This window comes from Kitasatospora sp. NPDC059577, from assembly GCF_042735475.1.
Classification (GTDB): Bacteria; Actinomycetota; Actinomycetes; order Streptomycetales; family Streptomycetaceae; genus Kitasatospora.
This window is the reverse complement of record NZ_JBHWBZ010000005.1, coordinates 252,887-263,514: the sequence shown is the minus strand read 5'-3', so window position 1 is coordinate 263,514 and position 10,628 is coordinate 252,887. Positions and strand designations below refer to the sequence as shown.

General features: G+C 75.4%; 10 protein-coding genes. 4 read left to right on the top strand and 6 right to left on the bottom strand.

Annotation, left to right across the window (positions count from 1 at the left end; genetic code table 11):
* Positions 1–128 precede the first annotated feature (128 nt).
* Positions 129–602: an NUDIX hydrolase gene (locus tag ACFV0O_RS07800; RefSeq protein WP_380337818.1), complete on the bottom strand. Its 474-nt coding sequence runs from the start codon at positions 600–602 to the stop codon at positions 129–131.
* 34 nt (positions 603–636) lie between these two features.
* Entirely contained in the window at positions 637–2,178 is a 1,542-nt protein-coding gene (locus tag ACFV0O_RS07795; protein WP_380337815.1) for an SDR family NAD(P)-dependent oxidoreductase, read from the bottom strand.
* A gap of 259 nt (positions 2,179–2,437) precedes the next feature.
* Here ACFV0O_RS07795 and ACFV0O_RS07790 point away from each other — a divergent pair, with 259 nt between their 5' ends.
* On the top strand, positions 2,438–3,877 hold the full coding sequence (locus ACFV0O_RS07790; RefSeq protein WP_380337812.1) for a GuaB1 family IMP dehydrogenase-related protein: 1,440 nt from the start codon (positions 2,438–2,440) through the stop codon (positions 3,875–3,877).
* Here ACFV0O_RS07790 and ACFV0O_RS07785 read toward each other — a convergent pair.
* The 3 genes from ACFV0O_RS07785 to ACFV0O_RS07775 form a co-directional block, all read right to left on the bottom strand.
* The gene (locus ACFV0O_RS07785; protein WP_380337809.1) at positions 3,838–4,740 is read right to left on the bottom strand and encodes a DUF5995 family protein; all 903 of its coding nucleotides are present in this window, start codon (positions 4,738–4,740) and stop codon (positions 3,838–3,840) included. The genes ACFV0O_RS07790 and ACFV0O_RS07785 overlap by 40 nt on opposite strands.
* A 199-nt stretch (positions 4,741–4,939) precedes the next feature.
* Positions 4,940–5,329 (bottom strand): DUF3224 domain-containing protein, encoded by a 390-nt coding sequence (locus ACFV0O_RS07780; RefSeq protein ID WP_380337806.1) that lies wholly within the window; start codon positions 5,327–5,329, stop codon positions 4,940–4,942.
* A gap of 168 nt (positions 5,330–5,497) precedes the next feature.
* Positions 5,498–6,586, bottom strand: a complete 1,089-nt coding sequence (locus tag ACFV0O_RS07775) for a PP2C family protein-serine/threonine phosphatase (RefSeq protein WP_380337803.1) — start codon at positions 6,584–6,586, stop codon at positions 5,498–5,500.
* A 259-nt stretch (positions 6,587–6,845) separates the two neighbouring features.
* Here ACFV0O_RS07775 and ACFV0O_RS07770 point away from each other — a divergent pair, with 259 nt between their 5' ends.
* The 3 genes from ACFV0O_RS07770 (at position 6,846) to ACFV0O_RS07760 (ending at position 10,019) form a co-directional block, all read left to right on the top strand.
* Positions 6,846–7,817, top strand: a complete 972-nt coding sequence (locus ACFV0O_RS07770; protein WP_380337800.1) for a pseudouridine synthase — start codon at positions 6,846–6,848, stop codon at positions 7,815–7,817.
* 346 nt (positions 7,818–8,163) lie between these two features.
* The gene (locus ACFV0O_RS07765) at positions 8,164–8,955 is read left to right on the top strand and encodes an SDR family NAD(P)-dependent oxidoreductase (protein WP_380337797.1); all 792 of its coding nucleotides are present in this window, start codon (positions 8,164–8,166) and stop codon (positions 8,953–8,955) included.
* The gene (locus tag ACFV0O_RS07760) at positions 8,952–10,019 is read left to right on the top strand and encodes an S-adenosylmethionine:tRNA ribosyltransferase-isomerase (protein WP_380337794.1); all 1,068 of its coding nucleotides are present in this window, start codon (positions 8,952–8,954) and stop codon (positions 10,017–10,019) included. The genes ACFV0O_RS07765 and ACFV0O_RS07760 overlap by 4 nt, the downstream gene beginning before the upstream one ends.
* A 166-nt stretch (positions 10,020–10,185) precedes the next feature.
* Here ACFV0O_RS07760 and ACFV0O_RS07755 read toward each other — a convergent pair whose 3' ends face one another.
* Complete coding sequence (locus tag ACFV0O_RS07755; RefSeq protein WP_380337791.1) at positions 10,186–10,590, bottom strand: nuclear transport factor 2 family protein; 405 nt, start codon at positions 10,588–10,590, stop codon at positions 10,186–10,188.
* Positions 10,591–10,628: the final 38 nt, after the last annotated feature.

Below are 10,628 nucleotides of genomic sequence, written 5' to 3'. Positions count from 1 at the left end.
CCGCGCGGGGCGGGGCGGGGGGCGCGGCGCGACCCGGGGGCCGGCGCCGCCCCCACCGGCCGCCCCCCGGGCCGCGTGCCCCCCCCCGCCCCCCCCCCCCGGGGGCCCCCCCCCCCGTCCGTGCGTCCTCAGCGGGCGACGGGGTAGCCGTGCGTCCCGTCCCGCCGTACACCGACCGGACCGGGCAGCCAGCTGCCGAGGACCAGTGCGGACGGGTAGAACATCGGCTCCGGCAGCTCGTCCACCGCGAAGCGCTCCCAGCCGGCGCAGGCGTGCGGCTCGGTGACCACCGCCTCCGCCAGGCTCGGCGGCGCGAGGACGGCGGCGGTCAGCCGCGGCCGGCCGAGCTCGTGGTCCAGGTGCACGGCGAGCACCCGCATCCCCTCGGCCGGCAGCACGATGCCGGTCTCCTCCGCGAGTTCGCGGGCCGCGGTCTGCTCGAAGGACTCACCGGGGTCCACCTTGCCGCCCGGCAGGCTCCAGGTGGGCGGCTCGCCGGCGGTGGTGCGCCGGCCGACCAGCACCCGGCCGTCCCCGGTGGGCACGATGATCCCGGCGCCGAGCAGCGGCGCGGTGGTCCCGGCCTGCGGTGCGGTGGTCAACTCGCCGTCTCCTTCGGGTGGTTGCGGGAAGTGCTTACCAGTTGCCGCGCTCGTAGTCCTTGAGGAAGCAGCCGTACAGGTCCTCGCCCTGCTCGCCGCGCACGATCGGGTCGTAGACGCGGGCCGCGCCGTCGACCAGGTCGAGCGGGGCGTGGAAGCCCTCGTCGGCGAGGCGCATCTTGTCCGGGTGCGGCCGCTCGTCGGTGATCCAGCCGGTGTCGACGGCGGTCATCAGGATGCCGTCGGCCTCGAACATCTCCTGCGCGCTGGTGCGGGTGAGCATGTTGAGCGCGGCCTTGGCCATGTTGGTGTGCGGGTGGCCGGCGCCCTTGTAGCCGCGCTGGAACACGCCCTCCATCGCGGAGACGTTGACCACGTACTTGCGGCGGGACGCCGAGGCGGCCATCGCCGGGCGCAGCCGGCTGATCAGGATGAACGGCGCGGTGGAGTTGCAGAGCTGCACCTCCAGCAGCTCGACCGGGCCGACCTCGTTGACGGTCTGCACCCAGCTGTTGGTGGGCGCGAGGTCGGGCACCAGGCCGCCGGCGTCGATCGCGGTGCCGGCCGCGATCCGGGCGGGCGTGGCGGAGCCGGTGACCAGGGCGAGCGAGGTGACGTCCTCGGCGGCCAGCCGCTGTTCGTCGCCGCCCGCCTGGTGGGGGAGCGCGGGCAGGTCGACGCTGCCGCTGCCGAAGCGGCCGATGGTGGTGGACTGCGGCAGCTCGCCGGCCGGCAGCGGGGCGGACTCGGCGTTGAGCAGCTCGCGGTAGGACTCCGGCGGGCGGCGCACGGTCTGCGCGGCGTTGTTGATCAGGATGTCCAGCGGGCCGTCGGCGGCGACCTCGTCGGCGAGCGCCATCACCTGGGCCGGGTCGCGCAGGTCGATGCCGATGACCTTGAGGCGGTGGATCCAGTCGGCGCTGTCCGGCATCGCCGTGAAGCGGCGGATCGCGTCGTTGGGGAAGCGGGTGGTGATGGTGGTGTGGGCGCCGTCGCGCAGCAGCATCAGCGCGATGTACATCCCGATCTTGGCGCGGCCGCCGGTGAGCAGCGCGCGCTTGCCGGTGAGGTCGGCGCGGGCGTCCCGGCGGGACCGGTTGAGCACCGCGCAGTTCTGGCACAGGTTGTGGTAAAAGGCGTCGACCTCGACGTACCGCTGCTTGCAGGTGTAGCAGGAGCGCGGCCGCTCCAGGATCCCGGCGATCTCGGTGGTGGTGACGGTGGTCAGGCCGAAGGCCCCGGCCGTCTCGTCGTCGATGCGGGTGGGCGCGCCGGTGGCGGTGCGGGCGGTGACCGCGCGGTCGTTGGCGGTCTTGCGGGCCCGGGTCTCCTGGCGGCGGCGCTGCTTGAGGGTGCGGAATATGCCGCCCACGGCCTGGCGGACGGTGATCGCGTCCGGGTGGTCGACGTGCAGCTCGTCGAGCTCGGCGATCACCTCCAGGCAGAGCCTCAGTCGCTCGGGGTCGAGGCCGGGTCCGTAGTCGATCTCCTCCTCGGTCCCCTCGTCCTGGCCCTGCTCGATGTCCGTCTGCCCGTTGCCCACGCTTGCTGCCGCTTTCCCGTTCGCCTCGCCCATTACCGCGTGAATGCTACGGGAGCGGTCCGGGCCGGGGCGAAAAGCCGACGTCGGAGGGGGGCTTTGGAGGATCCTCCATGTCTACGCGCGGAGCATTGATCACGGTTTGTGTACAGCCCCAGCAATGCTCCTCGAACTGGCTTTTGCCCCCGCCCTCCCGGAGAATCGAATGCTGGGTGCAGGGCGCCCGAGTGCGCCCCGACGGCATCGCCGCAACCGCACCCGAGGTGTAATTTCTCCCAGCCAGAGAGCCCCCTTCATGCGCTTCCTGAACGACCTCAAGCCCTCGTACGACCTTACGTACGACGACGTCTTCATGGTCCCCAGCCGTTCCGCCGTGGGCTCCCGGCAGGGCGTGGACCTCTCGTCGAACGACGGCACCGGCACCACCATCCCGCTGGTCGTGGCCAACATGACCGCCATCGCCGGCCGCCGGATGGCCGAGACCGTCGCCCGCCGCGGCGGGCTGGTCGCCATCCCGCAGGACATCCCCACCGAGGTCATCGCCGAGGTCGTCTCCTGGGTCAAGCAGCGGCACCTGGTGTACGACACCCCGATCACCCTCGCCCCGGGCGCCACCGTCGCCGAGGCGCTCTCGCTGCTCCCCAAGCGCGCGCACGGCGCCCTCGTGGTCGTCGAGGACGGCAAGCCGGTCGGCGTGGTCACCGACTCCGACTGCCAGGGCGTGGACCGCTTCACCAGCCTCGCCGACATCATGTCCCGCGACCTGCTGCTGCTGGACGAGGGCGTCGAGCCGCGCGCCGCCTTCGAGAAGCTCACCGAGGCGCACCGCAAGCTCGCCCCGGTGGTCGACGCCGAGGGCCGCCTGGTCGGCATCCTCACCCGCAAGGGCGCGCTGCGCGCCACCCTCTACACCCCCGCCGTGGACGCGGCCGGCAAGCTGCGGATCGCCGCCACCGTCGGCATCAACGGCGACGTCGCGGGCAAGGCCAAGGCCCTGATCGAGGCCGGCGCCGACGTGCTCGTGGTGGACACCGCGCACGGTCACCAGGAGTCCATGATCAGCGCGCTGCGCGCGGTCCGCGGCCTGGACCCGCAGATCCCGATCGTGGCCGGCAACGTGGTCGCCGCCGACGGTGTCCGCGACCTCGTCGAGGCGGGCGCCGACATCCTCAAGGTCGGGGTCGGCCCCGGCGCCATGTGCACCACCCGGATGATGACCGGCGTCGGCCGCCCCCAGTTCTCCGCCGTCCTGGAGTGCGCCGCCGAGGCGCGCCGGCTCGGCAAGCACGTGTGGGCCGACGGCGGCGTGCGGCACCCGCGCGACGTGGCGATGGCGCTGGCCGCCGGCGCCTCCAACGTGATGATCGGCTCGTGGTTCGCCGGGACCTACGAGTCCCCGGGCGACCTCCAGACCGCCGCCGACGGCCGCCAGTACAAGGAGAGCTTCGGCATGGCCTCGGCGCGCGCGGTGAGCAACCGCACCGTCCAGGACTCCTCGTACGACCGGGCCCGCAAGGCGCTGTTCGAGGAGGGCATCTCGCACTCCCGGATGTTCATCGACCCGGCCCGCCCGGGCGTCGAGGACCTGATCGACTCGATCATCGCCGGCGTGCGCAGCTCCTGCACCTACGCGGGCGCCAGCAGCCTGGAGGAGTTCCGCGAGAAGGCAATCGTGGGCGTCCAGAGCGCGGCCGGCTATGCCGAGGGCAAGCCGCTGCACTCCAGCTGGGCCTGATCGCCCGCTCCGGCGGATTCACCGGTCGGCCGGTTCCTCGCTTCGGGGAGCCGGCCGGCCGGTGCCGTCCGGGGGCCGGCGCCCGGTCCGTCGTCCCGACGGTCGCCCCGGCCGTGCCCCGGTCCGCCGTCCGGTCCGCCGTCCGGTCCGAGCGGGATCAGCAGGGCGCGCCCCAGCAGTCCCACCGAACCGTCCAGCGCAGCGGCGAAGGCCCGGGCCGCGCCCGGCAGGTGCCGCAGCTCCCAGAGCGCCCGGACGGCGGACCAGGCCGTCTCACGGGCGGCCCCGACGGACCAGGTGCCGAGCAGGTGGGTGAGCGGTTCGGCGCGCTCCAGCAGGTCGGGCCCGGGCATCAGCCGCTCCCGGACGGCCGTCTCCACCTCGGCCAGCACTCCGTTGATCCGGTGGTAGTCCTCCTCGATCCCGGCCGGTTCGCAGCCCCGGCGGCGGCAGGTGTCCACGACGGCCAGCGGCAGGTCGTGCTGGATGTGGGCGTTCATCCCGGCCAACGCGAACTGCAGCGGGTGCACCCCCGGGCGGGCGCGCAGCGCGAACAGCGGCCGCCAGCAGGCGGGCGGCTCCTGCCCGGCCGCGTCGGCGGCCACGGCCCGCAGGTACCGCCCGGCGAACACCACGTCCAGCTCGGCCATCGCCGACGGGTCGGCGAAGCAGCCGCCGTCGAGCCGGTCGCGGACCGCCTCCGTGACGTCGCAGTAGAGCCGGTTGAAGACCGCCACCCCGTCGGCCGGGGGCAGCCCCGCCCCGATCTCCCGCAGCCGGCCGAGCACCTCCTCGACCGTCGACGCCTCCGTTGCCGACGCCGTGACCACCGTCGTCGTACGATCCACCGCCGTGCCGGGCATGCGTCACCCTCCGATGTCGATCGTGCACTGATCGCATCATCGTGACAGCGCCGCCGAGCGCCCGGCCCACGCGGCACACGGCCGTCGAGGTGACGGAGCCCGCGGGGCGTGAGCCGTCGGGCGCGGGCCGTCAGGTGCCGGGCGCGGGCCGTCAGGTCGGGAGCGGCCCGTGGGCCGGAGGAGGTGCGCCGCGGGGGCGTCAGCCCAGCTCGTACTCCAGGACGAAGGTGTGGGCACCGGACGCGTCGACGGTCAGGTGGAACTCGCCGGTGATCCCGACCAGCTCGCCCGCCCCCGTGCCCGGCACCACGCGTATCGTCGTGCCGGTGGTGTCCCAGGCCGCGTGCTGGAGCACGAACGATCCGGTGCGCCCGTCCAGTACACCCGTGACGTGCTCCACCGCGACGTACGACGCCGGGGCGCCGGACGGGCCGCCGACGGAGATCATCCGCACCTCGCTCGTGCCGCTCAGCCCGCCCGTGAAGGTCTTGGCGATCCGGATCCGCCCGAAGGCCGCGCCCTCGCGCTCCTCCGTGTCCACCGGCTCGAACGCCGTCACCTCGAACGATCCCTCAGCCCTGAACCCCATGACACCCGTCCCGTCGTCGATCGTCGACCGTGCTCCGGCGACCGGCTCCCCGCCGACCGTGCACCGAGCCTTGCACAGGCCACTGACAATTCGACCCGGGCGGTCGAGGGCGCCCCGCCCCGGGACGGCTCCCGCCGAGCCCTCGCCGAGCCCCCGCCGGGCTGCCCGTCACGGCTCCCAGCGCACCGCCAGCACCGCCGCGTCGTCGGCCAGCCCGGCGTTCCCGACCCAGCCGCCGACGTCCGTCAGCACCGCGTCCAGCACGTCCGCCGGGCTGCCGCCGTGCAGGTGGGGCAGCCGCTGCGCCAGCGGGTAGAACCGCCCGCCGGCGTCCCGCGCCTCCGACACGCCGTCGGTGTGCAGGAGCAGCAGGTCGCCGGGTTCGGGGTCGAAGTGTCGTGTGGGGTACTGGTCGTCGGTCAGCCCGAGCAGGCCCAGCGGGGGTGCCGGGAACGGCGGTTCCAGCTCGCTGACCCGGCCGGCCCGGCGCAGCAGTGGGGCCGGGTGGCCGCAGTTGACGACCCGGACCGGGCCCCGGTCCGGAGCCACGTCGAGCAGCAGCGCGGTGGCGAAGCGGTCCGCGTCCGGGCGGGCGGTGAGTGCCGCGTCCAGTCGCTGGGCGAGCCGGCCCGGGTCGGGTTCGGTGCGGGCGGCTTCGCGGAACACTCCGAGGACGTCCGCGGCGGTTTCCACGGCGGGGAGCCCGTGTCCCTGGACGTCGCCGAGGAGGATCCGTACTCCGAAGCGGGTCTCGACCACGGCGTACAGGTCCCCGCCGATCCGGGCCTCGGCTGCCGCCGCGACGTAGCGCACCGCGACCCGCAGTGGCCCGATCCGCTCCGGTGGGGGCCGTAGCAGGGCCCGCTGTGCGGCCTCGGCCACCGTGCGGACCTGGAACAGCTCCCGCTCGCGGGCCGCCACCAGCACCACGCTGGCCGCGCTGGCCAGCGTCGAGGCCAGTACGGTGACCGGCACGCTGATCCGGACGGAGAGCGGCAGCTGCGCGTTGGCCGACTCCAGCAGCCCGACCGTGAGCAGCGCCGCAGCGCCGACCAGCAGCGGCACCCGGGCCCGCCGGGTGGTCGCCCCGGCGAGCACCGGGGCCACCGCGAGCAGCGGGGCCAGGGTGGTCCCCGGGCCGATGGCCAGTGCGGCCACCACGGCGGCGACCAGCAGCAGGAGCGAGCCGTACAGCAGCATCCGGGTCCGTCGGGGCAGGTGCAGCGGTGGCACCCCGTCCGGGCCGTCGGCGGTCACGCGTCCTCCAGTGGTGCGTCGGATGAGCCGACGGGCCTCCGACAGGTGGTGCCCGGCGGATGGCCGCAGGCCCCCGGCGGAGCGAGGGCCACCGGTCCACTCTCCCCGCCCCGCTCCGGGGCGGCACCTCGACGGGGCCCGGGCCGGCACCCCGAGCCGGTCCCGGGCGTCGGCACCGGCCGGCCCCGGGGACGGCCCCGGCGGGGGCCGCACCTCGGGCGCGGGCCCGGCCGGGGCGCGCACTACGCTGGGCCGGGAGATGAGACGCAAGAGCCGCCGACCGGCCTCCCCCCTCCCGCAGCGCCTCGGCGTGGAACCGGTGCACCTCCGGCTGCCGCTCGAAGGCCCCTGGCCGACCGTGCGGGAGCACCTGGTCGAGCGACTGCCCGCCGTTCCGGCCGAGCGGATCGACGCGGCGCTGCGCGACGGCGAGATCGTCGGCGAGCACGGCCCGGTCGCCCCGGACGAACCGTTCCGCCCCGGCGCGCACCTGTGGTTCCACCGCGACCTCCCGGTGGAGGTCCCGGTCCCGTTCGACCTGGCCGTGCTGCACCGCGACGAGCACCTGGTGATCGTCGACAAGCCGCACTTCCTGGCCACCACCCCGCGCGGCAGGCACGTCACCGAGACCGCGCTCTCCCGGCTGCGGCACACCCTCGGCCTGCCCGAGCTCAGCCCCGCGCACCGCCTCGACCGGCTGACCGCCGGCCTGGCCATGTTCATCGTGCGCCCGGAGGAGCGCGGCGCCTACCAGACGCTGTTCCGCGACCGCCTGGTGCGCAAGGAGTACCAGGCGATCGCCCCGTACGACCCGGAGCTGAGCCTGCCGCGCACCGTGCGCAGCCACATCGTCAAGGAGCGCGGGGTGATCGCGGCGCAGGAGCTGGACGCGCCGCCGAACAGCGAGAGCCGGATCGAGCTGCTGGAGCCGCGCGACGGCCTCGCCCGCTACCGGCTGCTCCCGCTGAGCGGCCGCACCCACCAGCTGCGGCTGCACATGAGCGGCCTCGGACTGCCGATCCTCGGCGACCCGGTGTACCCGGTGGTCCTCACCGAGCCGGCCCCGGACGACTTTCGCCGCCCGCTGCAACTGCTCGCCACGGTGGTCGAGTTCACCGATCCGCTGACCGGCCGCGAACGCCGCTTCGAGAGCCGTCGCACCCTGGCCGCGTGGACCGATCCGCAGGGCTGGTCCGAGGGCTCCGGCGGCGGGTCCCGGCCCCGGCCGTAGGCCCGTGGGGCGGTCAGGCCGGTGGGCCCGTGGGCCCGCGGGCCGGTAGGTCGGTACGCCCGTCGGCCGGTCGGCCGGACCGGGTCACCGACGGGGTTGCAGGCCGTCCGTCGGCTCCTGGACGGGCGGGCCGTCGGCAGGATCGCGGTCACCGTCCGATCCCGTTCGCCGCCCGGGCGTCGGGGGTTCGCCGTCGCCGTCGTCGCCGGTATCCGGCCCGTAGGCCAGGACCCGACCGGTGGACGAGGAGGTCCTAGGACGTTCCGTCGATCTAGGGCGAACGTCCGACCCGGTCCCGGTCCCGGGGGCCGATCCGCCGCCCGCCCGGCGGCGGGATCGTTGCGGCATGAACGCAGCACAGCGCACCGCCGCACCGCACACCGCCCCCGTCGCCCTGGTCACCGGCGCCTCCCGGGGGCTCGGCCTGGCCCTCGCGCGCGCCCTCGCCGCCGACGGCTGGCAGCTGGTGATCACCGCCCGGGGCGCCGCCGCCCTCGCCGCCGCCGAGGCGGACCTGGCCGCCGTCACCAAGGTCGTCGCCCTGCCCGGCAGCGTCGTCGACGACGACCACCGCGCGCACCTGGCCGAAGCCGCCGAGCGGCTCGGCGGGGCGAGCCTGCTGGTCAACAACGCCGGCACGCTCAACGGCGCGCCCGCCCCCGGCTCCCGGCCGCTGCCCCGCCTGGCCGACCACCCGCTGCCGGACCTGCTGGAGACCTTCGAGGTCAACGCACTCGCCCCGATCGCCCTCACCCAGCTCGTCCTGCCCCAGTTGCGCGGGCACGCCGGCGCCGTCCTCAACATCAGCTCCGACGCCGCCGTGGTGCCCTACGCCGGCTGGGGCGGCTACGGCGCCAGCAAGGCCGCGCTCGACCTCGCGACCGCCGTCCTCGCCCAGGAGGAGCCGGAGTTGCGGGTCTGGGCCGTCGACCCGGGCAGCATGCGCACCCGGATGCTCCAGGAGGCCGGCCCGGGCGAGGACATCTCCGGCGAGCCGCTCCCCGAGGAGGTGGTGCCGGTCCTGCTCGGCCTGGTCCGCGACCGCACCCCGTCCGGCCGCTACCTGGCCGAGGACCTGGCCGCGCAGATCGCCCCGGCGGCCCAGGCGGCCCAGGCCACGGACGCGGGTGACCGATGACCGCACCCGCCGACCTCGGCCTCGACCTCACCGTTCCGCCCGAACTCTCCGCCCGCGCACCGGCGGAGGCCCGCGGCGCGGCCCGGGACGACGTCCGGATGCTGGTCGGCCGACGCGCCACCGGCGGCGTCGAGCACCGCCGCTTCACCGACCTGCCCGAAGTGCTGCGCCCGGGGGACCTCCTGGTGGTCAACAACTCGGCCACCCTCCCCGCCGCGCTGCCCGGCCGACTGCCCGACGGCACGCCCGTCGCGCTGCACCTCTCCTCCGCCCAGCCGGACCGGTACGGCTCCCACCTGGTCGAGCTGCGCCGCGTCGTCCCCGGGGAGGCGGCGGCGTACTACCCGCCGGCGGAGTCCCCGGCCTGCGCGGGGCTGCGGGTCGCCCTGCCCGCCGACGGTGCGGCGGTGCTGACCCGGGCCTTCACCGCCCGCCTCTGGTACGCCGAACTCACCCTGCCCGCAGACCTGTTGCCCTACCTGGCGGAGCACGGCCGGGCGATCCGGTACGGCTACGTGGACCGTGACTGGCCGATCGACGCCTACCAGACGGTGTTCGCGACCGTCCCCGGTAGCAGTGAAATGCCCAGCGCGGCCCGCCCGTTCAGCGCCGAGGTGGTGGCCCGGCTGGCGGGCCGGGGCGTGCTCGTCGCGCCGGTCACCCTGCACACCGGGGTGGCCTCGCCCGAGGCGCACGAGGCCCCGTACGCCGAGCGCTTCCACGTCCCCGCCGCCACCGCCCGCCTGGCCGGCCACGTCCGGGCCGGCGGCGGCCGGGTGATCGCCGTCGGCACCACCGTGGTCCGCGCCCTGGAGTCGGCCGCCGATCCGGACGGCACCCTCCGGGAGGCCGACGGCTGGACGGAGTTGGTCATCACCCCCGAACGCGGTGTCCGCGCCGTCGACGGCCTGCTCACCGGCTGGCACGAGCCCCGCGCCTCCCACCTCCTGATGCTCGCCGCCGTCGCCGGCCGCCCCCTCCTCACGGCCTGCTACCGCGCCGCGGTGCGACACCGCTACCTGTGGCACGAGTTCGGCGACGTCAACCTCCTGCTGCCGGACTGAGCGCGGCGTCGGCCCGCGCCGCGTCTCCCGCCGGCCCGTCCGTCCGCCTGCCCGAGAGTCGGCCTGCTGCCCCGCTGTCCCGCTGCCCCGCCGGCCCGTCCGTCCGCTGCCCCGCCGGCCCGTCCGTCCGCTGGCCCGCGGCCCCGCCGGCCCGCTGCCCCGCCGGTCAGGCCAGCAGGGTGCGGGCGACGTGGTCGGTGTCCAGGTACTCGCGGACGGCGGTGATGCGGCCGTTCTCGACGGTGAAGACGCCCAGGCAGTGGTTCTCGTACGGTTCGCCGTTGGCGGCCCTGCCGACGGTGGTCCACTCGGCGACCGCCTGCGGGCCGTCGGCGAGGACGTGGGTGAGGGTGATGACGGGCAGGCCGTCGGGGGCGAAGTAGTCGCCGATCCGGCCGAGGAAGTCGCCGAAGATCTCCTGCTTGCCCTGCCAGGTGCGGGAGATGGGGAGGTGTCCGGGGTAGGTCCAGGTGGCGTCCTCGGCGAACAGGGCGATCGCGGCCTCGCGTTCGCCGGCCGCGATGAGGTTGACGTAGTCGGTGACGACGGTGCGGGCGTCGGGGTGGTTCACGGTGGCTCCTCTGGTCCGTCCGGTCGGGGCTGTCCCGC

What these genes read in the sequence shown, in the direction of transcription:
- ACFV0O_RS07795 (WP_380337815.1), bottom strand. Translation starts at nt 2,178, where the DNA reads ATGGGCGAGGCGAACGGGAAAGCGGCAGCAAGCGTGGGCAACGGGCAG.
- ACFV0O_RS07790 (WP_380337812.1), top strand. Translation starts at nt 2,438, where the DNA reads ATGCGCTTCCTGAACGACCTCAAGCCCTCGTACGACCTTACGTACGAC.
- ACFV0O_RS07785 (WP_380337809.1), bottom strand. Translation starts at nt 4,740, where the DNA reads ATGCCCGGCACGGCGGTGGATCGTACGACGACGGTGGTCACGGCGTCG.
- ACFV0O_RS07780 (WP_380337806.1), bottom strand. Translation starts at nt 5,329, where the DNA reads ATGGGGTTCAGGGCTGAGGGATCGTTCGAGGTGACGGCGTTCGAGCCG.
- ACFV0O_RS07770 (WP_380337800.1), top strand. Translation starts at nt 6,846, where the DNA reads ATGAGACGCAAGAGCCGCCGACCGGCCTCCCCCCTCCCGCAGCGCCTC.
- ACFV0O_RS07765 (WP_380337797.1), top strand. Translation starts at nt 8,164, where the DNA reads ATGAACGCAGCACAGCGCACCGCCGCACCGCACACCGCCCCCGTCGCC.
- ACFV0O_RS07760 (WP_380337794.1), top strand. Translation starts at nt 8,952, where the DNA reads ATGACCGCACCCGCCGACCTCGGCCTCGACCTCACCGTTCCGCCCGAA.